Here is a 26,436-nt window from a genome sequence, read left to right as displayed (position 1 = left end):
CCGCCGCCCCTTCCCTTCCCGACCCCGGGGGCGCTGCCCCCGGACCCCCGCTCCTCAAACGCCGGAGGGGCTGAGTTTCAGCCCGTCCGGCGTTTGAGGACGAGGCCCGAAGGGCCGAAGGGGGTCTGGGGCGCAGCCCCAGGGACGGGACGGGTAGGGGCGGCGGGGGCGAGGAAAAAACCCCTACGGAACCACCACGATCTTTCGGCCCACGCCCGCCGCGAACTGGTCCAGGGCCTCGGGGTACTGGGACAGCGGCAGGCGGTCGCTGATGAAGACCTCCGGGTCCAGCACACCGTTCGCGAACAGCTCCGCCGCCCGCTCATAGCTGTGCAGCACCGCCATCGACCCCGTGATGGTGATCTCCTGGTTGTAGATCCGGTACGGATCGATCTGCACGCGCGTCGCATAGTCCGCGACCCCGAACTGAAGGAACGTACCCGCCTTCGCGACCCGCTCCAGCCCGTCCTGGATCGCCGCCGCGTTCCCGGTCGCGTCGATCACGAGGTCCCACCCCTGCGGCCGGTCCAGCTCGTCCGGGCTCGCCGCCGACGCGGACACCCCCAGAGCCCGCGCCGTCTCGAGACGCGCCGGATTCAGGTCCACCATGTCCACACTCGCCGCACCGGTCCGCTTAGCCAGCTCCAGCATCATCAGCCCCATCGTCCCGGAGCCGTAGATCAGCACATGGGCGCCGAGCCGCGACTGGAGCACGTCGTACCCGCGCACCGCGCAGGACAGCGGCTCGATCAGCGCCGCGTCCTGCGTGCGGACGTGCTCCGGGAGCTTCACGCAGTTCGCGACCGGCGCCACCGCGTACTGCGCCGCGCCACCCGCCGTGGTGACGCCGATCGCCGCCCAGCGTTCGCAGAGGTTGTTGTGGCCGGTACGGCAGTAGCGGCACTCGTAGCAGTACAGGGAGGGGTCCACGGCGACCCGGTCGCCGACCGCCACCTCCGTGACCCGCGCGCCGACGCCGACCACCTCGCCGGCGAACTCGTGCCCCGGCACGATCGGCAGCTTCGGCGCGAACTCGCCCTGGAGGATGTGCAGATCCGTGCCGCACAGCCCGCACGCGGCGACCTCGACGACGACGTCGCGCGGCCCTGGCGTCGGGTCCGGGACCTCGGCGACGACGGCCTTGCCCACGGACTCGATGACGGCGGCCTTCATTTCACGGCTCCCAACGACAGGCCCTGGACGAGTTTGTCCTGGGCGGCGAACCCCGCGGCGAGCACCGGCAGGGAGATGACGAGCGACGCGGCGCACACCTTGGCCAGGAACAGGCCCTGGCTGGTGATGAAGCCGGTCAGGAAGACGGGGGCGGTCTCGGCGACCACGCCCGTCAGGACCCGGGCGAAGAGCAGTTCGTTCCAGCTGAAGATGAAGCAGATGAGTGCCGTCGCCGCGATGCCGGGCAGGGCGATCGGGGCGACCACGCGGGCCAGGACCGTCGGCAGCCGGGCGCCGTCGATCTGGGCGGCCTCGATGACCGCGACCGGTACCTCGGCGAGGAAGGACTGCATCATCCACACCGCGATCGGCAGGTTCATGGAGGTGTAGAGGAGGACCAGCAGCCAGATGTTGTCGAGCAGTCCGGCGTTCTTGGCGAACAGGTAGATCGGCAGCAGGCCGGCCACCACGGGCAGCATCTTGGTGGAGAGGAAGAAGAACAGGACGTCCGTCCACTTCTTCACCGGGCGGATGGACAGGGCGTAGGCCGCGGGCAGGGCCAGCAGCAGGACGAGGAGCGTCGAGGCGACGGACGCCACCGTCGAGTTGATCAGGGCGGGCCAGGGACTCGCGCCGCCGCCCGCGCCGAAGAACTCGCGGTAGCCGTCCAGGGTGAGGGCGGCCCCGAAGGACGGCGGGTTGGTGGCTGCGTCCGCCTCGGAGTGGAAGGACGTCAGCGCCATCCAGGCGATGGGCAGGAAGAACACGATGCCGGCCAGCCAGGCGACCAGGCCGAGACCCGCTCCGCCGCGGAACCGGCCGCGGGCGCGTACGGCGATGCTGCTCATGCGCGGGACACCTCCTCGCGGAACAGGGACGACACGACGCGCAGGGCGAAGGTCGCGATGATGATCGAGCCGATGACGACCAGGACGCCGGCGGCCGAGGCGAGGCCGTTCTCGTGGGCCTGGTAGAAGGTCTGGTAGACGGTGTAGGGCAGGTTGGCGGTGCCCAGGCCGCCGGACGTGATGGTGAAGACCGCGTCGAAGTTCTGCACGATGTAGATCGAGCCGAGCAGGGCGCCCAGTTCGAGGTAGCGGCGCAGATGGGGCAGGGTGAGGTGGACGAAGATCTGCCAGTCGCTCGCGCCGTCGACGCGGGCGGCCTCGATCTGCTGCTGGTCCCGGCTCTGGAGTCCCGCGAGCAGGATCAGCATCATGAACGGGGTCCACTGCCACACCAGTGAGGCCTCGACGGCGAGCAGCGGGGTGTCGGAGATCCAGTCCGGCTGGGGGCCGCCGACGTAGTGCAGCAGGCCGTTGAGGAGTCCGTACTCGGGGTTGTAGAGGACGTGCTTCCACAACAGTGCCGCCGCCACCGGGACCACCAGGAACGGGGCGATGAGCAGGGTGCGGACGATGCCCCGGCCGCGGAACCTCCGGTCCAGCAGCAGGGCGAGGAGCAGTCCGAGGACCAGGCTGGCGAGGACGACCGCCACGGTCAGCAGGATCGTCGTCCAGACGGACTTGCGCAGGGCCGCGTCGGTGAGCACCTCCTGGTAGTTCTCGAAGCCGGCGAAGTGGCGGGCGTCGGGGTAGAGGGAGTTCCAGTCGAAGAAGGAGATCACCAGGGTCGCCACGAAGGGCAGCTGGGTGACCACGATCATGAAGATCAGGGCGGGCAGCAGCGGGGCGCGGGTGGCCCAGGCGCGCAGCCGGGGGGAGGGCCGGCGAGGGGCGGGGCGTTTCTGTGGTGCGGCCACGGGGGCCGTTGTCGTGGCGGTCATCGTCCCTCGTACTCCTCGGAGATCTCTTCTGCGAGCTGCTGGGACTTCCTCAGGGCCGACTCGACGGACTGGCGTCCGGCGATGGCCGCGCTGATCTCCTGGGAGACCTTGGTGCCGAGATCGGTGAACTCGGGGATGCCGACGAACTGGATGCCGGGCGCGGGGCGGGGCTGTACGCCGGGGTCGTCGGGCCGGGCCTGTTCGATGGCCTCCTTGGTCATCTCCTGGAAGGCGGCCGCCTCCGCGCGGTAGGCGGGGTTGGCGTACGTGGAGGCGCGCTTGCCGGCCGGGACGTTGGACCAGCCGATCTCGTCGCCGACCAGCTGCTCGTACTCCTTGCTGGAGGCCCAGGAGACGAACTTCCAGGCGTTGTCGGGGTTGCGGGAGGCGTGCTGGATGCCCCAGGCCCAGGTGTAGAGCCAGCCGGAGGACTCCGTCTTCTCGACGGGCGCGGGGGCGTAGCCGACCTTGCCCTGGACGGGGGACCCCTCGGCCTCCAGGGAGCCGGCGGCGGAGGTGGCGTCGTACCACATGGCGACCTTGCCCTGGGTCATGTTGTTCAGGCACTCGGCGAAGCCGGCCTGGGCGGCGCCGGACTCGCCGTGCTCGCGCACCAGGTCGACATAGAACTTCGTCGCCTTCTGCCACTCGGGGGAGTCGAGCCTCGCGTTCCAGTCCCGGTCGAACCAGGTGCCGCCGAAGGTGTTGACCACCGTGGTCAGCGGGGCCATGACCTCGCCCCAGCCGGGCAGTCCGCGCAGACAGATGCCCTTCATGCCCGGTTCGGCCCCGTCGAGCCGGGCGGCGAGGTCGGCGACCTGCTGCCAGGTGGGGTTGGCGGGCATCTCCAGTCCCTCCTTGGCGAAGACGTCCTTGCGGTACATCAGGAAGGACGACTCGCCGTAGAAGGGCTGGCCGTAGAGCTTGCCGTCGTCGCCGGTGAGGGACTGGCGCATCGGCTTGAGGACGTCCTGCTCGTCGTAGGCGCCGTCCTTCGCGACGTACGAGTCCATCTCGTGCAGCCACTCGTTGCGGGCGTAGATGGGTATCTCGTAGTTGGACAGGGTGGCCACGTCGTACTGGCCGGCCTGGTTGGCGAAGTCCTGGCTGATCTTGTCGCGGACGTCGTTCTCCGGCAGCACGGTGAAGTTGACCTTGATGCCGGTGTCCTTGGTGAAGTGGTCCGCGGTCAGCTTCTGGAGCTCGACCATCTGCGGGTTGTTGACCATCAGGACGTTGATGGAGTCACCGCCGGACCCGGCCCCGCCCGCTCCGACCCAGCAGCCGGAGAGCAGCGGGGCGAGCAGCGTCCCTGCGGCGGCCGCGGCGAGTGCGGCTCGCGGCGGCCTCCATCGGCTCTGGGTTTGCATGGATCACTCCTCGACGAAAGCGGTCGTATAGGGAGATAGGGGGCGTTGCCCGGCATGGCTCGGCCCCGGGGGACGTGAAACGGTGTGTCGATGTGCTGATCTGAGCTACTTCAGACCCGGATGACCTGCGGCCCGAGCAGGGAGTAGCGATGGGCCTCGGCCGCCGGGAGCAGGGTGCTCGTGACGATCGCCTCCAGCGCGCCGACCTCGGCGAACCGGCAGAAGCTGACCGCCCCGAACTTGGTGTGGACGCCGGCGAACACCACCCGGCGGGCGGCCCGGACCGCCTGCGCCTTGACCTCGCTGACCGCGGGGTCGGGTGTGGTCAGGCCGTGTTCGCGGGAGATTCCGTTGGCGCCGATGAACGCCAGGTCGATGACGAACCCGGAGAGCATCTTCGTCGTCCAGTGGTCGACGGTGGCGAGGGTCCCGGAGCGGACCCGGCCGCCGAGCAGCAGGACGGACACGGTGCCGGTCTCCGCGAGCGCGCCCGCGACCGGCAGCGAGGCGGTGACCACGGTGAGCGGCCGGTCGGTGGGCAGGGCCTCGGCGATGAGCTGCGGGGTGAAGCCCTCGTCGACGAAGACCGTCTCGGCGTCCCCGAGCAGCTCGGCCGCGGCGGCCGCGACCCTGCGCTTCTCGGGCACATGGCTGGTGGCGCGGAAGGCGAGCGTCGTCTCGAAGCCGGCGCTCTCCACCGGGTAGGCGCCGCCGTGGGTGCGGCGCACCAGACCGTGGTCCTCCAGGGCCCGCAGGTCCCGTCGTACCGTCTCCTTGGCCACGCCCAGGTCGGCGGCGAGCGCGCTGACGTCGACCGAGCCGGTGGTACGCGCCACCCGCACGATCTCCCTCTGGCGCTCCTCGGCCGTCCGGTTGCCCATGGCCGGACACCTGCTTCCTGATCTCGCTGCCCGTTCGGGCCCGGTGAGGCCCATGCAGGAAGTTGTACAGCGGGCGTTCGATGCTGACCAGGTCTGTTGCGGGCCCGTTCCTGCCCGGTTGTGCCCGTTCGGCCGGGGCGGTGCCCGGCTCGGACCTGGGAGGGCGCGGGGATCTGGGTGGGAGCGGGCAGCGCGGATGCCCGCATACGACGGCGGGCGGGCCCGTTCGGTGCCCGCCCGCCGTCGGTTGCGTCGATTTCGCGCCGGTGTCCCGCCGGCAGTACGCCGTCAGTACGGCCAGATGGGCGGGTCGGTGACGAAGTGGCCGCCCAGGCAGGCGTGCGCCGGGTTGTCCGGGTCCAGTTCGCCCTGCTCGGCGATGAGCTTCTCGGCGTACTGCTCGGAGTCGTCCCGCGGTTCGTAGCCGAGCGCCCGCGCGGAGGTGAGGTCCCACCACAGGCGGGTGTTGGCGGAGGAGCCGTGGACCACGGTGTGGCCGACGTCCTCGGCGGTCAGGGCCGCGTGGAAGAGACGGGCGCCGTCGGCGGGGCTCATCCACACCGAGAGCATGCGCACGCTGGTCGGCTCGGGGAAGCAGGAGCCGATGCGTACGGAGACGGTCTCCAGGCCGTGCTTGTCCCAGTAGAGCTGGGCGAGGTCCTCGCCGAAGCACTTGGACAGGCCGTAGAAGGTGTCGGGGCGGCGCGGGGTGTCGACCGGGATGAGGGGGTCGTCGCCCCGCGGGCGCGGGGTGTAGCCGACGGCGTGGTTGGAGGAGGCGAAGACGATGCGTCCGACGCCCTCCTCGCGGGCCGCCTCGTACAGGTTGTACGTGCCCTCGATGTTCGCGCGGAGGATCTTGTCGAAGGAGGCTTCCAGGGAGATGCCCGCGAGGTGGATGACCGCGTCGACGCCGCGGACCGCCTCGCGCACGGCCTCCTTGTCGGCGAGATCCGCGACGATCGTGTCCGGTTCGCCGTCGATCGGGCGCATGTCGAGCAGGCGCAGGTCGTAGCCGTGGTCCGGGAGCAGGCCGCGCATCAGGGTGCCGAGTCCGCCGGCGGCGCCGGTGAGCAGAACGGTGCGGGGAGCGGGCATCCTCGAATTCTCCTTGCATCACCGGAGTGCACATGAGTGCACCATATTCATATCCTTGGACACGCTAGGGAGGGAGGGTGCGGCGCGTCAAGTATCCACGGACTTCCCGCGGAACGGAAGAATTCGCTGGTGTGCGAGGGGTTCCGGCGCTTGACCGGCGTCCCCGCGGCGCCTTAGCGTGAGTCTGTTCAGGAATGTGGACGTGAATCAGGAATATGGACCTGGGAGAGCTCGTGACGCCAGCCGCCCCTCTCGCCGCCCGACTCGGTGTCCCCTCCGGGCCGCTGTTCTTCCCGGTCACCGCCTACGGACCCGACGGCTCCGTCGACCTCGACACCCTCCGGCTCCATGTCCGGCGCGGGGTGGAGGCCGGGGCCGCCGCCGTGTTCGCCTGCTGCGGCACCGGTGAGTTCCACGCGCTGACGCCGGAGGAGTTCGAGCTGTGCGTGGCGGCGGCCGTCGAGGCCACCGAGGGGTGCGTCCCGGTCGTCGCGGGCGCCGGCTACGGCACCGCGCTCGCGGTGCGCTACGCCCGCCTCGCCGAGCGCGCCGGGGCCGACGGGCTGCTCGCCATGCCGCCGTACCTGGTCCGGGCCGCGCAGGAGGGACTGCTGCGGCACTACCGGGAGCTGGCCGCCGCGACCTCGCTGCCGGTGATCGTCTACCAGCGCGACAACGCCGTCCTCACCCCCGCGACCGTCGTCGAACTGGCCCGCACCGACGGCGTCATCGGCCTCAAGGACGGCCTCGGCGACCTCGACCTGATGCAGCGCGTCATCGGCGCCGTACGCACCGACGGCCCCGGTGACTTCCTGTACTTCAACGGGCTGCCCACCGCCGAACTGACCCAGCCCGCCTACCGCGGCCTCGGCATCACCCTCTATTCGTCCGCGGTGTTCTGCTTCGCGCCCGACATCGCGCTCGCCTGCCACACGGCCTTCCGCACCGGCGACACCGCCACCGCGAACCGCCTGATCGACGGCTTCTACCGGCCGTTCGTCGACCTGCGCGCCCAGGGTCACGGCTACGCCGTCTCCCTCGTCAAGGCCGGTGTACGGCTGCGCGGGCTGGACGTGGGGGAGGTGCGGCCGCCGCTGCACGAACCCACCGGGGATCATGTGAAGCAGCTCGCTCAGCTGATCGAGCGGGGACACGCGCTGCTCGAGGAGGGCCAGTGAAGGCGTCGGCGTTCGTCTACCCCTGGGACGTCAACGGGGACCCGGAGGCACCCGCGCGGATCGCCGCACTCGGCACCGCCCAGGTGACGCTGGCCTCCGCCTACCACTCCACCCGCGCGCTGACCCCGCGCCACCCGCGCCACCGTGTCGTCACCGCCGAGCACGCGGCCGTGCTGTACCCGGCCGGGGAGCACTGGTCCGGCCGTACCCCGCGCCCGTACCCGGCCGGTGACTGGGCGCCCGGTGACGCCTTCGGCGAGGCCGCCGCCGCGCTCGCGGACGCGGGCCTGGAGGTGCACACCTGGGTGGTGCTGGCGCACAACTCCCGCCTCGGCGCGGAGCATCCGGACACGTCGGTGGTCAACGCCTATGGCGACCGCTACCCCTGGGCGCCGTGCGTCGCCCAGCCCGCCACGCGCGCGTACCTGACCGACCTGGCCGCCGAGGCGGCGGTGCGTCCCGGAGCGCGCGGCACCGAACTGGAGTCCCTCGGCTGGTACGGGCTGGCCCATCTGCACGCCCACGACAAGATCGCCGGGGTCGGCCTCGGGGACGCCGGGCAGTACCTGATGTCCCTGTGCTTCTGCCCATCCTGCCGTGACGGCTACGGCACCCGGGGCCTGGACGCCGACGAGCTCGCCGCCGCCGTACGGGCCGCACTGGAGCCGGTGTGGCGGGGCGCCGCGCCCTCCGACGGCGGCTGGACGGGCGTCGAGAAGCTCCTCGGCGAGGCACCGGCGAACGCCACGCGCGCGTGGCGCGACGAAACGGCCCGCACGCTCCAGGAGGCCGCGGTCACCGCCGTACGGGAGGCCGCTCCCGAGGGCTTCCAGGTCCTCCTGCACGCGGACCCGGTCTCGTACCACTGCGGTGCCAACGCCGGCGTCGACCCGGCGCACATCCTCTCCGTCGCCGACGGAGTGGTCGTGCCCTGCACGGGAGGCGCCGGGCCGCTGACGCCGTTCGCGCGGGAGGGCCGCGAGGGTGCCGTCCTCGCCGCCAACTTCACGGTGGTCTCCGGCATGGGTGGCAGCCCGGCCACGCTGGCGGCGGACGCGATGGAGGCTCGCCGCCTGGGTGCGACGGAACTGCGGCTGTATCACGCGGGGTTGGCGTCGGACGCGGACCTGGAGGCGGTGCGGTCGGCGCTGGCCGGGTTCTGAGCCGGCGGGGGTGTGGGTGTGGGCCGGGGGGTGTTCGCGCAGCCCGGCGTTGGCGGGGTGCCGCTGCGCCCACCCGTGCCGCCCTGGGGGCACCTCCCAGGCCTTTAAGGCACTGGGGGAGGCACGACTGCCCGCAGTTGCGTCCATGACTGCCCGCAGTTGCGTGATCATGCCGGGGTGGGGTTTGCGCGGTGGCCGCGCAGGGTTGCCGCCGTTGCCGCCAAGCCGAGGGCGACCGCGATCAGCAGCAGGCGGTGGTCGAGCAGTTCGACCAGGGCCGCTCCGGCCGCCAGACCGAGGACGTTCGGTGTGTACACCAGGGTGTTGGCGGTGGCGGTGACCCGCCCGAGCAGCGGGCCCGGGGTCTCGTGCTGCACGGCGGTCAGCGTGGCGATCAGTACGGCGGGCAGGCCCACGCCGATCGCCGCGCTGCACACCCACGCCAGGGGGTCGTTCGGCACCGCGCGCAGCGCCACGGCGACGGCGAGTACGGCGATGCCGTATGCCGCGAAACGCCGTGCGCCGAAGCGGCGCAGGGCCGGGCCGGAGAGCAGGCCGACCGCAACCGACCCCGCGCCCTGGACGGCGTACAGCACACCGGCGTACGTGGGGGAGTGGCCGAGGTCCTCGACCACGGCGTAGACCAGCGCGCCGCTGACGCCCGCGCACAGCATCGTGGCGCCGCCCGCCACGACCAGCGGACGCAGCACCGGATGCGACCACAGGTGACGCGCGCCCTCGGCTGTCCGCTCCCGCCGGCTGCCCGTCCGCGGCGCCGGCCGGTCCTCCCGTACGCGCAGGAAGGCGTACACGACCGCGGCGAGCAGAAAGGTGACCGAGTCCAGCACGGCGACGCCCGCCCCTCCGTACACCGCGTAGAGGCCCGCGCCCGCCAGCGGGGCCAGCAGCTTCATGCCCTCGTTGGCGGTCATCCGCAGGCCGTTGAAGTCGCCGAGCAGGGACCGGTCCACGGCGGTGGCGATCAGCGCCGACTCGGCCGCGTCGTGGACCACGCCCGCCGCGCCGTACACGAACAGCACCGCGTACAGCAGCCACAGCCCGCGCGGTGAGTCGACCGTGCAGAGGGTGAGCAGCAGCGCCGCCATGAGCAGGCTCACGGCGATCAGCAACGGCCTGCGGCGGAACCGGTCGGCGACCGTGCCCAGCAGCGGGCCGGCCAGGGTCGGCGCCCACATCGCCAGCATGCACAGCGCCGCGAGACCGTCCGAGCCGGTGAGGTCCTTGACCCACACGCCCGAGGCCAGCCACAGCGCGGAGGTGCCGAAACCGGAGATCACCACTCCGGCGAGATAGAGCCCGGCGTTGCGGTCCCGCACCACGCGGGCCGCCGTCCATGTCGTCGTCATGCCTGGCCATCGTCGGTCTAAGGACCCTCCGTCGGGATCGGTCAGGTGCCCTAGACGCGTCACGGCCGAGCGATGAGTTCCGCGGACGGGATCGGTCCACCTCCCAGGAGCACCTTCAGGAGGAGCAGCTCGATGAACGACAGCACACTCGACCTCGGACCGCAGACCCGGGTCGTGGCGCGCCTCGCCGAGGCCGTCACCGACGAACAGCTGGCGGACGCCACGCCCTGCCCGGGGTACGCGGTACGCAACATGCTGGGCCACCTCCTCGGACTGGCCGTCGCCTTCCGGGACGCGGGAGGCAAGAATCTCGGCGTCACCACGGACACCAGCCCGGAGGCCGCCCTGCCGGACATCGGACCCGGCTGGCGCGAGGAACTGCCCAAGGTCCTCGACGAGCTCGCCGAGGCCTGGCGGGATCCGGCGGCCTGGACCGGTATGACCCGCGCGGGCGGCGTGGACCTGCCGGGCGACGTCGCCGGTGCCGTCGCCAACGACGAACTGCTCATCCACGGCTGGGACCTGGCCCGCGCGACCGGACAGCCGTACGCGCCCGACCCGGCCGCACTCGAGGCCTCGCACGCCTTCCTCCTGGCCGCCGCCGAGGACGACGACCGGGGCGACGGCATCTTCGGCCCCGTCGTCCCCGTCCCGCCGGACGCCCCGCTCCTGGACCGCACGATCGGGCTGAGCGGCCGGGACCCGGGCTGGAAGCGGCCCGCGTAAAGCGGGCGCGTGGGCCGGGGAGCGACTCGTAGCCTCCCCGCATGACGCTCGCCCTCACCGTCCTCGGCACCGCCTCCCCGCACCCCGCTCCGGACCGCCCCAGCTCCGGACACCTCCTGCGCGGCGGCGGCGCCGAGGTGTGGGTCGACGCCGGGTTCGGCACGTTCGCCGAGTTGCGGAGGCACACGGATCCCGCGCGGCTGGACGCCATCTGGATCTCCCACCTGCACGCCGACCACAGCGCCGATCTCCTCGCCGCCGTGTACGGCCTGGCGTACGGCGGGCTCACCCCGCCCGCACCGATCCCCGTGCACGCGCCCGCCGACTGCGCACAGCGGCTGGCCGGGTTCTTCGGGCGCCCGGACACCGGCTTCCTCGCCGGCGTCCTCGACTTCCGGCCACTGCGCGACGGGAAGACCGTCCGCCACGGCGCCCTGACCCTCACCTCCACCGCCGTCACCCACGACGTGGAGGCCTACGGCCTGCGCGCGGAGTGCGCGGGGCGGGTGTTCGCCTACTCCGGGGACAGCGGGCCGTGCGCCGCGCTCACCGGACTCGCCCGCGACGCCGACCTCTTCCTCTGCGAGGCCGACATCGACGAGCATCGCGAAAGCGAACGGGTTCATCTGACGCCCGAGGACGCCGGAGCCACCGCCCGGGAGGCGGGTGCGGACCGGCTGCTCATCACGCACGTGGGCCCCACGCTCACCCCCGAGGCCGCCACCGCGCGGGCAGCCGCCGCCTTCGGCGGATCCACCGCCACCGCCCGGGAGGGCCGCACGTACACCGTGTGAGGCAACGCCAAGTTCCTTTGTCGGAAGCATTGACGAAACTTCGGGCCGCTCCTACCGTCATCGCGTCGTACTTCGTACGTCATATATGAGACGCGATACGCGAGATCCGATCCGCGAGATCCGAGAGGCGCGCATGACCTCTGTGCCCACGCCGATCCCCTCCCGCACGCAGTACGTGCTGGAGGAGATCAAACGCCGCATCCTCACCGGCCGGTTCACACCGGGCCAGGCCCTGGTCGAGACCGACCTCGCCGCACAGTTCGGGGTGTCCAAGACCCCGGTGCGCGAGGCGCTCAAGACCCTGGCCGGCACCGGTCTGGTCGTGATGAGCCAGTACAAGGGCGTCACGGTGCGCATGGTCGACGCGGACATGGCGCGCGAGGTCTACGACGTGCGGCTGCTCCTCGAACCCGAGGCGCTGAAGCGCGCCGTGCGCCGCGGCGCCTCCCTCGACGCCGCACGCGACGCGCTGACCCGCGCCGACGAGGCCACCGACACGGCCGAACGGTCGCTCGCCAACCGCGAGTTCCACCGCGCCCTCTACGTGCCGTGCGGCAACCCGCTGCTCGGCCGGATGCTCGACGAGGTCCGCGACCAGGCCGCGCTCGTCTCGGCCGTCGCGTGGGCCGCCGACCCCTCCTGGGAACGGGAGGCGAGCGAGCACCGGGACATCCTGCGGCTCGCCCTGGACGGCGACGCGGACGGCGCGGCGCGCGCCCTGCACTCGCACATCGCGTCGTTCGTGCGACGGGCCTTCCCCGAAGCGGAATTCGACGGGGAATTCGTGGCCCCGGAAGCCCAGAAAGAGGACGGTCAGGCATGACAACGACGTTCGAGACCCAGCGGGCGGCCCTGGCCGACGTGGTGGCGATCCCGGTGACCCCGTTCGCCGAGGACGGCTCCGTCGACCCAGGCACCTACCGGGCCCTGCTGCGTCGTCTCCTCGACGGTGGCATCACGACCCTCACCCCCAACGGCAACACCGGCGAGTTCTACGCCCTGACCCCCGACGAGCGCCGGCTGGTCACCGAGCTGACCGTCGAGGAGGCCGGCGGACGCTCGGTGATCCTGGTCGGAGTGGGCCACGACGTGCCCACCGCCGTCGCCTCCGCACGGCACGCCCGTGAACTCGGCGCGCAGATGGTGATGGTGCACCAGCCCGTCCACCCCTACGTCTCGCAGAGCGGCTGGGTCGACTACCACCGGGCGATCGCCGAGGCCGTGCCCGAACTGGGCGTCGTCCCCTACATCCGCAACGACCGGCTCACCGGCGCCCGGCTCGCCGAACTCGCCGACGCCTGCCCCAACGTCATCGGCGTGAAGTACGCCGTGCCGGACGCCGCGAGGTTCGCCGCCTTCGCCCGGGACGCGGGACTCGAACGGTTCGTGTGGGTGGCGGGGCTGGCCGAGCCGTACGCCCCCTCCTACTTCTCGGCCGGCGCCACCGGTTTCACCTCGGGTCTGGTCAACGTCGCCCCGTCCGTCTCGCTGAACATGATCGAGGCGCTGCGCTCCGGCGACTACCCGACCGCCATGAAGGTGTGGGAGCAGATCCGCCGCTTCGAGGAACTGCGCGCGGCCAACGGCTCCGCCAACAACGTCACCGTGGTCAAGGAGGCCCTCGCCTCCCTCGGCCTGTGCCGCCGCGAGGTCCGCCCGCCGAGCAAACCGCTGCCGGAGAGCGAGCGCGCCGAGGTCGCCGCGATCGCCGCGGGGTGGTCCATATGAAGAGCCCCGAGCAGCTCAGGAGCCACCAGTGGTACGGCACGGACGGACTGCGCTCCTTCAGTCACCGCGCCCGCACCCGGCAGCTCGGCTATCTGCCCGAGGAGCACCTGGGCAAGCCCGTCATCGCGATCCTCAACACCTGGTCCGACATCAACCCCTGCCACGTCCACCTGCGCGACCGCGCGCAGGCCGTCAAGCGGGGCGTCTGGCAGGCGGGCGGCTTCCCCCTCGAGTTCCCGGTCTCCACCCTCAGTGAGACCTTCCAGAAGCCGACCCCCATGCTCTACCGCAACCTCCTCGCCATGGAGACCGAGGAACTGCTGCGGTCGTACCCGGTCGACGGGGCCGTGCTGATGGGCGGCTGCGACAAGTCGACGCCCGCCCTGCTGATGGGCGCCGCCAGCGCCGATCTGCCGACGGTGTTCGTGCCGGCCGGGCCCATGCTGCCCGGGCACTGGCGGGGCGAATCCCTCGGTTCCGGCACCGACATGTGGAAGTACTGGGACGACAAGCGCGCCGGTGTCATCGGCGACTGCGAGATGCAGGAACTGGAGAGCGGCCTGGCCCGCTCGCCCGGCCACTGCATGACCATGGGTACGGCGTCCACGCTGACCGCCGCCGCCGAGGCCCTCGGCGTCACGGTCCCGGGGGCCTCCAGCATCCCGGCCGTCGACTCCGGGCACGACCGGATGGCCGCCAGGGCGGGCATGACGATCGTCGACCTGGTCCACAAGGACCGCAAACTGAGCGACATCCTCACCGCGGAGGCGTTCGAGGACGCGGTGACGACCGTCCTCGGACTCGGCGGCTCCACCAACGCCGTCATCCATCTGATCGCCATGGCCGGACGCGCGGGCGTCAAGCTCACCCTCGACGACTTCGACCGCATCGCCCGCACCGTCCCGGTGCTGGCCAACGTGCGGCCCGGCGGACAGACGTACCTGATGGAGGACTTCCACTTCGCGGGCGGACTGCCCGGGTTCCTCTCCCGGATCCCGGACCTGCTCCACCTGGACCGGCCCACCGTCTGCCACGACACCCTGCGCGAGCAGATCGCCGGCGCGCAGGTGCACAACGACGACGTCATCCGGCCCCGGGACAACCCGGTCGCGGACGAGGGCGGGGTCGCCGTACTGCGCGGCAACCTCTGCCCGGACGGCGCCGTCATCAAGCACATCGCCGCCGAACAGCACCTGCTGAAGCACACCGGTCCCGCCGTCGTCTTCGACGACTACAAGCAGATGCAGCGGACCATCAACGACCCGGCGCTGAACATCACCGCCGACCATGTGCTGGTCCTGCGCAACGCCGGACCCAAGGGCGGCCCGGGCATGCCCGAGTACGGCATGCTGCCGCTCCCCGACCACCTGCTCAAGCAGGGCGTGCGGGACATGGTGCGGATCTCCGACGCCCGGATGAGCGGGACGAGTTACGGCGCCTGCGTCCTGCACGTCGCCCCCGAGTCGTACGTCGGCGGACCGCTCGCCCTCGTGCGCACCGGCGACTCGATCACCCTCGACGTCGAGAACCGCACGCTGCGCCTCAACGTGGACGACGAGGAACTGGCGCGGCGCAGGGCCGAGTGGACGCCGCCGCCCGTGCGTCAGGAGCGCGGCTACGGCGCGCTCTACAACGAGCAGATCACCCAGGCCGACACCGGCTGCGACTTCGAGTTCCTCGCCCGGCCGGGCACGGTCCAGGACCCCTACGCCGGCTGACCCGGCAGCACCTGCCCCGGACACCGCACACCTACGTAGAAAGCGCTTCACCCGCTCAGCACCGCACAGCACGACGTACCGAGAAACGGAGAACAGTCATGGCCCATGCCGCAGCCGTGGCGAAACCGCCCGCGCCACCCCGGCGGCGCCGTGCCTCCGCCACGCCCCGCAGGCTCCCCTATCTGCTGATCGCGCCGGCCGCCCTGCTCATGCTGGGGTTCATCGCCTACCCGGTCATCAGCGTCTTCTACTACAGCCTGCAGCACTACAACCCCACCAAGCCGTGGCGCGACGGCTTCGCGGGCTTCGACAACTTCACCCACATCTTCACCGAGGACCCCCTGTTCTGGGACACCCTCGTCTTCAGCGCCAAATGGGTCTTCGTCGAGGTCGGACTGCAACTGCTGTTCGGCCTGGCCCTCGCCCTCATCGTCAACCAGACCTTCGTCGGCCGCGCCCTGGGCCGCGCCCTGGTCTTCTCGCCGTGGGCCGTCTCCGGCGTGCTGACCTCCGCGATCTGGGTGCTGCTCTACAACTCCCAGACCGGCATCACCCGTTACCTCGCGGACATGGGCATCGGCGACTACGGCGTCAGCTGGCTGTCGGACACCTCCACCGTCTTCCCGGCGGTGGTCGTCGCCGACCTTTGGCGCGGTGTCCCCTTCTTCGCGATCCTCATCCTCGCCGACCTCCAGTCCGTCTCGAAGGACCTCTACGAGGCCGCCGAGGTCGACGGCGCGAGCCGCATCAAGCAGTTCTGGCACATCACGCTGCCGCACCTGAAGGACGCCATCATCCTGTCCACACTGCTGCGCGCGGTGTGGGAGTTCAACAACGTCGACCTGCTCTACACGCTGACCGGCGGCGGACCCGCGGGCGAGACCACGACACTGCCGCTGTACATCGCCAACACCTCGGTCGATGCCCACAACTTCGGCTACGCGTCGGCGCTGACCACGGTCGCGTTCGTGATCCTGCTCTTCTGCTCCATGGTCTATCTGCGGCTGAGCAAGTTCGGAGGCGAGAAGTGATCACCAAGGAGGCCACCGTGGCCGCCCCCGCCCCCGCGCCCACCGCCCCCGAGCCGCCGCGGCCGAACAAGAAGCGCCGGGCCTGGGACGAGGCACCCCGCTGGCAGATCTACCTGCCCCTGGGCATCTACCTCGTCTTCACCCTCATCCCCTTCTACTGGATCCTGCTCTTCGCGCTCCGCCCGGCCGGCTCCACCTCGCTGGTGCCCTGGCCGATGACCACCGTCCACTTCGAGAAGGTGTGGACGGACCGCAGCTTCGGCACCTTCTTCCAGAACAGCGTGCTGGTCGGCGTCGCCACCCTGATCATGACGACGCTGGTCGCCCTGGCCGGCGGCTACGCCCTCGCCCGGTTCGACTTCAAGATCAAGCGGGCGTTCATGCTGGCCCTGCTCTGCTCCCAGTTCGTGCCCGGCGCGCTGCTGCTGGTCCCGCTGTTCGAGATCTTCGCCGAACTCCAGATGATCAACTCCCTGGGCAGCGTCATCATCGCCGAGACGGTCTTCCAGCTGCCGCTGTCGATGATCCTGATCAGCAACTTCATCAAGAACGTGCCGTACTCCCTGGAGGAGGCCGCCTGGGTCGACGGCTGCAACCGCTTCAAGGCCTTCCGGGTGGTCGTCCTGCCCCTGCTGCGGCCCGGTCTGATCGCCGTCGGCTCCTTCGCCTTCGTCCACTCCTGGAACCACTTCCTGTTCGCCCTGATGTTCCTCAACAACCAGGAGAAGCAGACCATCCCGGTCGGCCTCAACACCCTGATGAGCGCGGACAGCGTCGACCTCGGCGCCCTCGCCGCGGGCGGCATCATCGCGGCCGTCCCCGTCGTGATCGTCTTCGCCTTCATCCAGAAGTGGCTGATCACCGGATTCAGCGCGGGGGCGGTGAAGGGATGACGGAACCTCGGACCGCCCCCGGCACACCGCTCCCCGTCGTCCTCGCCGGCGCCCGCGGCCACGGCCGCTGGCACGTCGAGAACATCCGCCGGCTCCAGGAGAGGGGACTCGTACGGCTCGTCGGAATCTGCGAGCTCACCCCGCTCACCGAGGACGAGTTCGGCGGCGAACTCCCCGAGCAGTCCGCCGACTTCGGCGCGCTGCTGGACTCCACCGGCGCCCGGATCGCGGCGATCTGCACCCCGATCCCGACCCATACCGACCTCGCCCTCGCGGCGGCCGAACGCGGCGTGCACATCCTGCTGGAGAAGCCGCCGGCGCCGTCGTACGCCGAGTACCGGCGGATGGCCGACGGGGTCGCCGCGGCCGGGGTCGCCTGCCAGATCGGCTTCCAGTCGCTCGGCTCGCACGCCCTGCCGGCGATCCGCGAGCTGGTCGCCGAGGGCGCCGTCGGCCGGGTCGTGGGGATCGGCGGGGCCGGTGCCTGGGTGCGGCCCGAGGAGTACTTCCGGCGGGCGCCCTGGGCGGGCCGGCGCCGGCTGAACGGCGTCGACGTCGTCGACGGGGCGCTCACCAACCCCCTCGCCCACGCCGTCGCCACCGCGCTCGCGCTCGCCGACAGCACCCGCGCCGAGGACGTCGCCGGCATCGAGACCGAGCTGCTGCGCGCCAACGACATCGAGTCCGACGACACCTCCTGCGTACGGATCACCACCGCACGCGGCGGATCGGTCACCGTGGCCGCCACCCTGTGCGCCGAACGGGCCGACGAGCCGTACGTCCTGGTGCACGGCACCAGCGGGCGCATCACCTTCTGGTACAAGCAGGACCGCGTACTGCTCCAGCGCGCGGACCACGGCCCGGAGGAGACGCTGTTCGACCGCACCGACCTGCTGGAGAACCTAGTCGCCCACCTCACCGACGGGACCCCCCTGCTGGTCACCCCCGAGGACACCGGCGCCTTCATGCAGGTCGTCGAGGCGATCCGCGAGGCCCCCGACCCGGCCCCGCTGCCCGCCGGCGCCTGGCGGCGCGTCCCCGGGGAGAACCGCCGCGTCGTGCCCGGCATCGACGGCCTGGTCGCGGCCTCCGCCGACACCCTGTCCCTCTACTCCGAGCTGGGCGCCCCCTGGGCCCCGCCCGCCCACCACCTGCCGAAAGAGGTGAGCACCCGATGACCGGCAACGACTCCCTGGTCCTGCGCGTCGCGGGCCGGCCCGTCGGCCGGTACGTCACCCGGCCCGAACTGCCGGCCCGGCTCTCCCCGCGGCCGTACCTGCACCCCGTCACCACCCTGGCCGGCACGGCGGTCACCGAGCTGAGCCCCGCCGACCACACACACCACCTCGGCGTCGGTGTCGCCGTTCCCGACGTCGAGGGGCACAACTTCTGGGGCGGACGCACCTACGTCCGCGACCAGGGACCCACCGAGCTCGACAACCACGGCTCCCAGCGGCACACCGCGTTCCAGCTGCGCGACCCCGACGGCTTCGTCGAGGAGCTGCGCTGGGTCGCCGCGCCGGGCGAGCTGCTGCGCGAGCGCCGCACCGTCGCCGCCACCGAACTCACCGACACCGCCTGGGCGCTGGACTTCACCTTCTCCCTCACCAACGTCACCGAGGGCCCGCTGTCCATCGGCAGCCCCGCCACCAACGGCCGCCCCGGAGCCGCCTACGGGGGCTTCTTCTGGCGGGCCCGCAAGGAGGACACGGCACCGGACGTCTTCACCGCCGGCACCGAGGGCGAGAGCGGGGTCCACGGCCACCGCGCCGACTGGCTGGCGCTGGCCGGGTCCACCTGGACCCTGGTCTTCGCCGGGGCCACGGAACCCACCAGGCAGGACCCCTGGTTCGTCCGCACCGCCGAGTACCCGGGCGTCGGCTCCTCCCTCGCCCACGACGCGCGGCTGCCCCTCCCGCCCGGCGAGACCGTCGTCCGCCGCGTCGTCACCGTCGTCGCCGACGGCCGCCTCGGCCGGACCGAGGCCGCCGCCCTGGTCCGCAAGGCGGTGAGCCCGTGACCGCCGAACAGACCGACCTCACCTACCGCAACCCGGTCCTGAACGCCGACTGGTCCGACCCGGACGTGATCCGCGTCGGCGACGACTTCTACCTGACCGCCTCCAGCTTCGGCCGCGCCCCCGGACTGCCCCTGCTGCACTCCCGCGACCTGGTCAACTGGACCCTCGTCGGCCACGCCCTGGAACGCCTCGAACCCGAGGCCGAGTTCGCCGTGCCCCGGCACGACTGCGGCGTCTGGGCCCCGTCCCTGCGCCACCACGACGACCGGTTCTGGATCTTCTGGGGCGACCCCGACCAGGGCATCTTCCAGGTCAACGCCCCCGGGATCCGCGGCCCCTGGACCCGGCCGCACCTGGTGAAGGCCGGCAAGGGCCTGATCGACCCGTGCCCGCTGTGGGACGACGAGACCGGCGAGGCGTACCTCGTGCACGCCTGGGCCAAGTCCCGCAGCGGCGTCAAGAACCGCCTCACCGGCCACCGGATGCACCCCCACGGCACCGAACTCCTCGACGAGGGCAAGGTGATCGTCGACGCCGACCGCATCCCCGGCTGGTTCACCCTGGAAGGACCGAAGCTCTACCGGCACGACGGCTGGTTCTGGATCCTCGCCCCCGCCGGGGGAGTGGAGACCGGCTGGCAGGGCGCCTTCCGCTCACGCGGCTTCTTCGGGCCGTACGAGGAGAAGGTCGTCCTGGAGCAGAAGGACACCGACGTCAACGGCCCCCACCAGGGCGGCTGGGTGCGCACCCCGTCCGGCGAGGACTGGTTCCTGCACTTCCAGCAGCGCGGCGCGTACGGCCGTGTCGTCCACCTCCAGCCGATGAGCTGGGGCCCGGAGGGCTGGCCGGTGCTCGGCGAGGACGGCGCCCCCGTCAGCGGGCACCGCCGCCCGGAGCTGCCGCCGCAGCGGTCCGCCGCGCCCGCCACCGACGACGACTTCCCCGGCGGACGGTTCGGCCGCCAGTGGTCGTGGACGGCCAACCCGCAGGAGGGCTGGGCCACCCAGCACTCCGCCGACGGGCTGCGGCTGACCTGCGTCCGCTCCGCCGGCGCGCACGACCTGCGCACCCTGCCCCATGTGCTCACCCAGCGGCTGCCCGGCCTCCCGTGCACCGTCGAGGTGGAGCTGCGGCTCGACAGCGAGGAACCCGGGGCACGCGCCGGGCTCGCGGTCCTCGGGGACGCGTACCGCTGGATCGGGCTCCAGCGCGGCGCGGACGGCACGGCGCACCTGGTGCACCGGTTCGCCGAGACGGTCGCGGAGCACGAACGGGACGCCGACCACCCGAGGCCCGCCCCCGACGGCCGGGCCCGGCTGCGGGTCGACATCGGCGCCGGGGCGCGCTGCCGCTTCTCGTACGACACCGGGGACGGCTTCCGCCCCTCCGGTCAGGTCTTCGCCGCCACCCCCTGGCGCTGGGTCGGAGCCCTGCTCGGCCTGGTCGCCGTGGCGCCCACCGGCCATGGACACGCCGGTACGGCCACGTTCACGCGGTTCCGAATCAGTCCGGTGCACGGCTGAACACCGCCGGACGGCCACGACAGACCCCCCACAACTTCATAGTCCGTTGGATCCCAAAGAAGAGAGCCGACCAATGAAGATCAGCATTCGCAGAAGCAGCACAGGCAGGCGCCGGACGTCGGCCGCCGTCGCCCTGGGGGCCGTGCTCGCCCTGACCGCCACCGCCTGCGGCGACGACGGCAGCGGCGCGGGCGGCGACGACGGCGCCGAGGGCAGCGGCAAGGGCAAGATCGTCTTCTGGGACAACAACGGCGGTGTCCGCACCGACATCTGGAAGGAGATCATCGCCGACTTCGAGAAGGCGAACCCGGACATCGACGTCCAGTACGTCGGGATCGCCTCCACCGAGTACCAGTCCAAGGTCGACACCGCCATCCAGGGCGGCGGCCTGCCGGACGTCGGCGGCATCAGCGCGTCGATGCTCGCGGGCTTCGCCGCCCAGGGCGCGCTCGACACGCTGGACTTCCGCCTGGCCAAGTCCCCGCTGAACGGCAAGCTCAACAAGGACATGATCGAGTCGCTGCGTGCCGCGGGCGGCGGGGACGACAAGCTGTACTCGATCCCGACCTCGGCGAACAACGGCGTCCTGTACTACCGCACCGACCTTTTCGAGAAGGCGGGCCTGGAGGAGCCGACCACCTGGGACCGGTTCTACGAGGCCGCGGAGAAGCTGACGAACAAGGGCAAGAACGAGTTCGGCTACACCATCCGCGGTGGCGCCGGCTCCATCGCCCAGGCCCTGGACGCGATGTACGGGCAGTCCGGCATCACCTCGTTCTGGGACTCCAACGGCGAGAAGACCACGGTCAACGACCCGAAGAACGTCGAGGCCCTGGAGAAGTACGCGGCCCTGTTCAAGAAGGCCACCCCCGCCGCCGACCTGAACAACGACTTCACCAAGATGGTCGCGCAGTGGGACTCCGGCACGATCGGCATGCTGAACCACAACCTGGGTTCCTACCAGGACCACGTGAAGGCGCTCACCACCGAGAAGTTCCGGGGCATTCCGCAGCCGACCGGGCCCGGCGGAAAGCGTGTCCAGGTCTCCAACCCGGTGGACGGCGTCGGCCTGTTCAAGAGCTCCAAGAACAAGGAAGCCGCCTGGAAGTTCATCGAGTTCGCCACGTCGGCGGCGTCGAGCTCGAAGTTCAACGAGTCGGCCGGTCAGGTGCCGGCGCACACCGACGCGGCGAACGCCGAGTGGATCAGCAAGGCGGAGCCCACGAAGCTGGCGGCCGAGGCGTTGAACGATGGTTCCACCACCATTGTTCAGCTTCCGTACTACCTGCCGGACTGGAACACGATTTCCAAGGCGGACAATGAGCCGAACTTCCAGAAGGTTCTTCTCGGGGACATGGGTGCGAAGGAATTCCTGGACACGATGGCTGAGCAGTTGAATGAGGCTCAGGCCGAATGGAAGCAGCAGATGGGCTGACGCGGGTTTTTTTGCCGGGGGCGGCTCGGTTTTGATTCGGGTGCGGGCCGTCCCTGGTTTCTCGCGCAGTTCCCCGCGCCCCTTCGGGGCGCTTCCATCGCCCTCTGTTGAAAGGCACAGCCTGTGTCCATGACGCGTAGACAGGTTGCCGTTGCCGGGCTGAGTGTGCCCCTTGCCCTGGCCATGACCGAGACTGCGCAGGCCAATTCAAGGCGTCACCGGACGCTCTACATCGCCGGTGATTCCACCGCCGCTCAGAAGTACGCCGATGCCGCGCCCGAGACCGGGTGGGGAATGGCGTTGCCCTTTCTGGTCCACCGGCATCTCGCCGTCGCCAATCACGCCGTGAACGGGCGGAGTTCCAAGAGCTTTGTCGATGAGGGGCGGCTCGAGGTGATTCTCTCCTCGATTCGGCCCGGTGACCTTCTGCTCATCCAGTTCGCGCACAACGACGAGAAGACCGCCGATCCCGTTCGCTACACCGAGCCCTGGTCGACGTATCAGGAGTATCTGCGGATGTATGTCGACGGGGCCCGGGACCGTGGGGCCCGGCCCGTGCTGGCCACCGCCGTGGAGCGGCGGCGGTTCGACGCGGACGGGAACGCCCTGCCGAGCCACGGTGACTATCCCGCCGCGATGCGGGCGCTGGCGACCGAGGAGAAGGTCCCGTTGCTCGACGTCCAGGCGCTGTCGCTGGCCCTGTGGCAGGAGCTCGGGGTCGAGGAGACCAAGCAGTACTTCAACTGGACGGCGACCGAGCAGGACAACACGCACTTCAACCCGCCCGGCGCGATCGCCGTGGCGCGACTGGTGGCCCGGGAGCTGCTGCGCACCCGGGTGCTCGCGCCGAGCGACGTGCGGCGGCTGGACGAGGAGATCCCGCAGTCGTGGATCACCTGGCCGGAGGCCGCCGCGTAACACCCCCTGGACCATCAGAAGGAGAGCCGCACCATGAACAGATCTGGATGGCATGGGCATGCCGCAGTGAGAGCCGCCTCACTGGCCGGCTGCACCGCCCTCGTGCTGGGCCTGACCGGCACCGGCGCCCAGGCCCACTCCCCGTCGCACCACCCCCGGGACGCCGCCCGGCAGACGCTCGGTGCCGGTGACGGCTGGGGCTCCTACGGCACCGGCACCACCGGCGGCGCCGCGGCCGACGCCGAGCACGTCTACACCGTGACCGACTGGGCCGGGTTCAAGGCGGCCCTGGCGGACGGCGGCGACGCGCCGAAGATCATCAAGGTGAGGGGGACCATCGACGCCGTCTCCGAGGGCTGCGACTCGCTCGCCGCGCCCGGGTACGACTTCGACGCCTACCTCGAGAAGTACGCGCCGGAGACCTGGGGTCTGGAGCAGGACCTGAGCGCCGAGCCCGACGACAGTCCGGAGGGGCTGCGGAGGGCGTCCGCCGCCAACCAGGACGCCACCATCAAGGCCGACATCCCCGCCAACACCACGATCATCGGCGTCGGCCGGAACGCCGGCTTCAAGGGCGCCAGCCTCCAGATCAAGGGCGTGGACAACGTCATCGTCCGCAACCTCACCCTGGAGAGCCCGCTCGACTGCTTCCCGCAGTGGGACCCGACCGACGGCGACAAGGGCAACTGGAACTCCGAGTACGACACCGCCGTCGTCCACGGCTCCACCCACGTCTGGCTGGACCACAACACGTTCACCGACGGCGAGCACCCCGACAGCGCGGCCCCGACCCACTTCGGCATGCTGTACCAGCAGCACGACGGCGAGCTGGACATCGTCAGGGGCGCCAACTACGTCACCGCCTCCTGGAACGTCTTCACCGAGCACGACAAGACGATCCTGATCGGCAACAGCGACAGCGAGTCCACCGCCGTCGGCGACCGGGGCAAGCTGAAGGCGACCTTCCACCACAACCTGTTCTCCGGCCTGGTCGAGCGTGCGCCGCGCGTCCGCTTCGGACAGGTCGACGTGTACAACAACCACTTCGTGGCCACCGAGGGCTACTCCTACAGCTTCGGCATCGGCAAGGAGTCCCAGCTCGTCGCCGAGCACAACGCCTTCACCCTGGCGAAGGGCATCAGCCCGGCGAAGATCCTCAAGAAGTGGAGCGAGGCGCCGGTCACCGCCGCGCACAACGTGGTCAACGGCGAGCGCGTCGACCTGATCGCCGTGCACAACGCGGAGATCCCGGCCGAGACCCTCCAGTCCGGTGCCGGCTGGACCCCCACCCTGCGCGCCGCCGTCCACCCGGCCCGCGCCGTCCCGTTCCTGGTCCAGTTCGGCGCGGGCGCCGGCCGTCTCCGCTGATCCTCCCGACAGCCGGCCGGGGCGGTCCGTCCCCACTGCGGTCCGCCCCGGCCCGTCCCCGTCATCCAAGGAGCACCCGCATGCCCTCGCCCCTGTCCAGAAGGAACTTCCTGGCCGTCGGCGCCGCGGCCGGCACCGCCCTCGCCCTGTCCGCCGCGCCCGCGCGGGCCACGCACCGGCCCCGCGGCCCGTTCGGCCGGTACGGCTCACCGGCCGCCCGCCTCACCCCCGGAACCCTGTACGTCCACCCGGGCGGCGCCGGTGACTTCACCACCGTGCAGGCCGCGGTGACCGCCGCCACCGGGGTGGGACGCACCCTCGTCATCGCCCCGGGCACCTACCGCGAGACGGTCTCCGTCGACGCCGACCGCACCGGCATGACCTGGCTCGGCGCCTCGGAGAACCCCCGCGACGTGGTGATCGTCTACGACAACGCGGCCGGCACCCCCAAGCCGGACGGCTCCGGCACCTACGGCACCTCAGGCTCGGCCACCACCACCGTGCGCCCCGACGGATTCACCGCCCGCTGGATCACCTTCGCCAACGACTGGCTGCGCACCGACCTCCCCGGCACCAGCGGCACCCAGGCCGTCGCCCTCAAGGTGCAGGGCGACCGCAGCGCCTTCACCCACTGCCGCTTCCTCGGGCACCAGGACACCCTGTACGCCGACACGCTGTCCCTGGACACCTTCGCCCGCCAGTACTTCTCCCACTGCTACGCCGAGGGCGACGTCGACTTCGTCTTCGGCCGGGCCACCGCCGTCTTCGAGCACTGCCACTTCCGCACCCTGGTCCGCCCCGACCTGACGGCCGCGCCGTACGGCTTCGTCTTCGCGCCCTCCACCGCCGGCGCGAACCCGCGGGGGTATCTGGTCTCCCGGAGCAGGATCAGCAGCGAGGCCCCCGACGGCTACTACAAGCTGGCCCGGCCCTGGGTGCCCAGCTCCGACCGCACCGCCCGCCCGATGCTCACCGTCCGGGAGACCCACCTGGACGCGGGCATCGACGCGGTCGCGCCGTACACCAACATGTCGAGCGGTTACCCGTGGCAGGACCAGCGCTTCGCCGAGTACCGCAACAGCGGCCCCGGCGCCGTGATCACCGTCCCGGAGAACAGGCCGCAGCTCACCCGTTCGGAGGCCGCCTCGCACACCCGGGAGGCGTACCTCGGCGACTGGCGGCCCTGGCGGTGACCTCGGTCCCCGGCCCGCCCGGACTGCTCGAGGCCCTCAAGGACGACCTGCGGTTCCCGCTCGCCTGGGGCACCTCACCCGTCCGTGACCTCGAGCGGTGGCGCCGGGCGGCCCGGGCCAAGGTCGGGGAACTGCTCATCGTGCCGGATCAGGACGGCGTTCCGTACGCGCCCGAGTACACGACCGGCCCCGAAGGCGACGGGTACGCACGGGAGTTGGTGACCCTCTCGCTCACCGGCCGCACCCGGGCCCGCGGCGCCCTGCTCACCCCGCACGGCGCCGGGCCCTTCCCGGCCGTACTGCTGCTGCACGACCACGGCTCCCGGTTCGACATCGGCAAGGAGAAGTGCGTCCGGCCCTGGTACGACGCCACCCGCCTCGCCTCCGCCGAGGAGTGGGCGGACCGGTACTACGACGGACGCTTCGTCGGGGACGAACTCGCCCGGCGCGGCCATGTGGTGCTCTGTCTGGACGCGCTCGGCTGGGGCGAGCGCGGTCCCCTCGGTTACGAGCAGCAGCAGGCCCTGGCGAGCAACCTCTACCACCTCGGCTCCTCCCTCGCCGGGCTCCACGCCCGTGAGGACCAGCGGGCCGCGGCCTTCCTGGCCGGCCTGGACCGGGTGGACGCCCGCCGGGTCGCCGCCGTCGGCTTCTCCATGGGCGGCTACCGCGCCTGGCAGACCGCCGCGCTCAGCGACCACGTCGCGGCGGCGGTCAGCGTCTGCTGGATGACCGGCCTCAAGGAGATGATGGTGCCCGGCAACAACACGCTGCGCGGGCAGTCGGCGTTCCACATGCTCCACCCGGGGCTCGCCCGGTACCTCGACCTCCCCGATGTGGCGAGCATCGCCGCGCCCCGGCCGATGCTGTTCTTCCACGGCGGGCGCGACGCCCTGTTCCCCGCCGACGGGGTGCGGGTCGCGTACGACAAGCTGCGGGCGGTCTGGCGCGCCTGCGGTGCCGAGGAGCGGCTGCGGCTGAAGACGTGGCCGGAGTACGGCCACGTCTTCAACGCCGTGATGCAGGACGAGGTCTACGCGTGGCTGGAGTCCGTCACTCCCGCACCGGCCTGA

At 71.4% G+C, this 26,436-nt stretch carries 24 protein-coding genes; 17 read left to right on the top strand and 7 right to left on the bottom strand.

The window, feature by feature from the left end:
• Window positions 1-183 precede the first annotated feature (183 nt).
• The 6 genes from ACZ470_RS32885 to ACZ470_RS32860 all read right to left on the bottom strand — a co-directional run bounded on the left by ACZ470_RS32885 (window position 184) and on the right by ACZ470_RS32860 (window position 6,308).
• Window positions 184-1,173 (bottom strand): zinc-dependent alcohol dehydrogenase family protein, encoded by a 990-nt coding sequence (locus tag ACZ470_RS32885; RefSeq protein WP_468433186.1) that lies wholly within the window; start codon window positions 1,171-1,173, stop codon window positions 184-186.
• Window positions 1,170-2,021 carry a carbohydrate ABC transporter permease gene (locus ACZ470_RS32880; protein WP_468433184.1) on the bottom strand — a complete coding sequence of 284 codons (852 nt, stop codon included), beginning with the start codon at window positions 2,019-2,021 and terminating at the stop codon, window positions 1,170-1,172. Before ACZ470_RS32880 ends, ACZ470_RS32885 begins: the two co-directional genes overlap by 4 nt.
• Window positions 2,018-2,959 carry a carbohydrate ABC transporter permease gene (locus ACZ470_RS32875; protein ID WP_468433182.1) on the bottom strand — a complete coding sequence of 314 codons (942 nt, stop codon included), beginning with the start codon at window positions 2,957-2,959 and terminating at the stop codon, window positions 2,018-2,020. The genes ACZ470_RS32880 and ACZ470_RS32875 overlap by 4 nt, the downstream gene beginning before the upstream one ends.
• Window positions 2,956-4,329: an ABC transporter substrate-binding protein gene (locus ACZ470_RS32870; RefSeq protein ID WP_468433180.1), complete on the bottom strand. Its 1,374-nt coding sequence runs from the start codon at window positions 4,327-4,329 to the stop codon at window positions 2,956-2,958. The genes ACZ470_RS32875 and ACZ470_RS32870 overlap by 4 nt, the downstream gene beginning before the upstream one ends.
• A gap of 110 nt (window positions 4,330-4,439) precedes the next feature.
• Entirely contained in the window at window positions 4,440-5,210 is a 771-nt protein-coding gene (locus ACZ470_RS32865) for a DeoR/GlpR family DNA-binding transcription regulator (protein WP_468433178.1), read from the bottom strand.
• Window positions 5,211-5,498: 288 nt separating this feature from the next.
• Entirely contained in the window at window positions 5,499-6,308 is an 810-nt protein-coding gene (locus tag ACZ470_RS32860) for an NAD-dependent epimerase/dehydratase family protein (RefSeq protein ID WP_468433176.1), read from the bottom strand.
• 215 nt (window positions 6,309-6,523) lie between these two features.
• Here ACZ470_RS32860 and ACZ470_RS32855 point away from each other — a divergent pair, with 215 nt between their 5' ends.
• Together ACZ470_RS32855 and ACZ470_RS32850 are read left to right on the top strand one after the other, a co-directional pair.
• On the top strand, window positions 6,524-7,486 hold the full coding sequence (locus ACZ470_RS32855; RefSeq protein ID WP_468433174.1) for a 5-dehydro-4-deoxyglucarate dehydratase: 963 nt from the start codon (window positions 6,524-6,526) through the stop codon (window positions 7,484-7,486).
• Window positions 7,483-8,649: a hypothetical protein gene (locus tag ACZ470_RS32850; protein ID WP_468433172.1), complete on the top strand. Its 1,167-nt coding sequence runs from the start codon at window positions 7,483-7,485 to the stop codon at window positions 8,647-8,649. Before ACZ470_RS32855 ends, ACZ470_RS32850 begins: the two co-directional genes overlap by 4 nt.
• Window positions 8,650-8,816: 167 nt before the next feature.
• Here the strand turns inward: ACZ470_RS32850 and ACZ470_RS32845 are convergent, their stop codons facing one another.
• Window positions 8,817-10,016, bottom strand: a complete 1,200-nt coding sequence (locus ACZ470_RS32845) for an MFS transporter (protein ID WP_468433170.1) — start codon at window positions 10,014-10,016, stop codon at window positions 8,817-8,819.
• Window positions 10,017-10,148: 132 nt separating this feature from the next.
• Between ACZ470_RS32845 and ACZ470_RS32840 the strand changes: the two genes are divergently transcribed.
• From ACZ470_RS32840 to ACZ470_RS32770, 15 genes are all read left to right on the top strand, one after another.
• On the top strand, window positions 10,149-10,742 hold the full coding sequence (locus ACZ470_RS32840) for a TIGR03086 family metal-binding protein (protein WP_468433168.1): 594 nt from the start codon (window positions 10,149-10,151) through the stop codon (window positions 10,740-10,742).
• 41 nt (window positions 10,743-10,783) lie between these two features.
• Window positions 10,784-11,536: an MBL fold metallo-hydrolase gene (locus tag ACZ470_RS32835; RefSeq protein ID WP_468433166.1), complete on the top strand. Its 753-nt coding sequence runs from the start codon at window positions 10,784-10,786 to the stop codon at window positions 11,534-11,536.
• 133 nt (window positions 11,537-11,669) lie between these two features.
• Window positions 11,670-12,359 (top strand): GntR family transcriptional regulator, encoded by a 690-nt coding sequence (locus ACZ470_RS32830; protein ID WP_468433164.1) that lies wholly within the window; start codon window positions 11,670-11,672, stop codon window positions 12,357-12,359.
• A complete protein-coding gene (locus ACZ470_RS32825) occupies window positions 12,356-13,264 on the top strand; it encodes a dihydrodipicolinate synthase family protein (RefSeq protein WP_468433162.1) in 909 nt (302 codons plus the stop codon). Before ACZ470_RS32830 ends, ACZ470_RS32825 begins: the two co-directional genes overlap by 4 nt.
• On the top strand, window positions 13,261-14,982 hold the full coding sequence (gene araD / locus ACZ470_RS32820) for an L-arabinonate dehydratase (protein WP_468433160.1): 1,722 nt from the start codon (window positions 13,261-13,263) through the stop codon (window positions 14,980-14,982). The genes ACZ470_RS32825 and araD overlap by 4 nt, the downstream gene beginning before the upstream one ends.
• A gap of 98 nt (window positions 14,983-15,080) precedes the next feature.
• On the top strand, window positions 15,081-16,013 hold the full coding sequence (locus ACZ470_RS32815) for a carbohydrate ABC transporter permease (RefSeq protein WP_468433158.1): 933 nt from the start codon (window positions 15,081-15,083) through the stop codon (window positions 16,011-16,013).
• Window positions 16,010-16,906 carry a carbohydrate ABC transporter permease gene (locus tag ACZ470_RS32810; RefSeq protein WP_468433156.1) on the top strand — a complete coding sequence of 299 codons (897 nt, stop codon included), beginning with the start codon at window positions 16,010-16,012 and terminating at the stop codon, window positions 16,904-16,906. The genes ACZ470_RS32815 and ACZ470_RS32810 overlap by 4 nt, the downstream gene beginning before the upstream one ends.
• Window positions 16,903-18,084: a Gfo/Idh/MocA family protein gene (locus ACZ470_RS32805; protein WP_468433154.1), complete on the top strand. Its 1,182-nt coding sequence runs from the start codon at window positions 16,903-16,905 to the stop codon at window positions 18,082-18,084. The genes ACZ470_RS32810 and ACZ470_RS32805 overlap by 4 nt, the downstream gene beginning before the upstream one ends.
• Window positions 18,081-18,926 carry a DUF6807 domain-containing protein gene (locus ACZ470_RS32800; RefSeq protein WP_468433152.1) on the top strand — a complete coding sequence of 282 codons (846 nt, stop codon included), beginning with the start codon at window positions 18,081-18,083 and terminating at the stop codon, window positions 18,924-18,926. Before ACZ470_RS32805 ends, ACZ470_RS32800 begins: the two co-directional genes overlap by 4 nt.
• Window positions 18,923-20,449 (top strand): glycoside hydrolase family 43 protein, encoded by a 1,527-nt coding sequence (locus ACZ470_RS32795; RefSeq protein WP_468433150.1) that lies wholly within the window; start codon window positions 18,923-18,925, stop codon window positions 20,447-20,449. The genes ACZ470_RS32800 and ACZ470_RS32795 overlap by 4 nt, the downstream gene beginning before the upstream one ends.
• Before the next feature lie 73 nt (window positions 20,450-20,522).
• Complete coding sequence (locus tag ACZ470_RS32790; RefSeq protein ID WP_468433148.1) at window positions 20,523-21,884, top strand: ABC transporter substrate-binding protein; 1,362 nt, start codon at window positions 20,523-20,525, stop codon at window positions 21,882-21,884.
• A 123-nt stretch (window positions 21,885-22,007) separates the two neighbouring features.
• Window positions 22,008-22,802: a rhamnogalacturonan acetylesterase gene (locus ACZ470_RS32785; protein WP_468433146.1), complete on the top strand. Its 795-nt coding sequence runs from the start codon at window positions 22,008-22,010 to the stop codon at window positions 22,800-22,802.
• Between the two features lie 33 nt (window positions 22,803-22,835).
• Entirely contained in the window at window positions 22,836-24,170 is a 1,335-nt protein-coding gene (locus ACZ470_RS32780; RefSeq protein ID WP_468433145.1) for a pectate lyase family protein, read from the top strand.
• An 80-nt stretch (window positions 24,171-24,250) separates the two neighbouring features.
• The gene (locus ACZ470_RS32775) at window positions 24,251-25,363 is read left to right on the top strand and encodes a pectinesterase family protein (protein WP_468433144.1); all 1,113 of its coding nucleotides are present in this window, start codon (window positions 24,251-24,253) and stop codon (window positions 25,361-25,363) included.
• The gene (locus ACZ470_RS32770) at window positions 25,360-26,436 is read left to right on the top strand and encodes a dienelactone hydrolase family protein (RefSeq protein WP_468433142.1); all 1,077 of its coding nucleotides are present in this window, start codon (window positions 25,360-25,362) and stop codon (window positions 26,434-26,436) included. Before ACZ470_RS32775 ends, ACZ470_RS32770 begins: the two co-directional genes overlap by 4 nt.

The organism is Streptomyces sp. NPDC031111 (assembly GCF_055570675.1).
The sequence above is the reverse complement of the archived record's forward strand: the minus strand, read 5'-3'. Positions and strand labels throughout refer to the sequence as shown.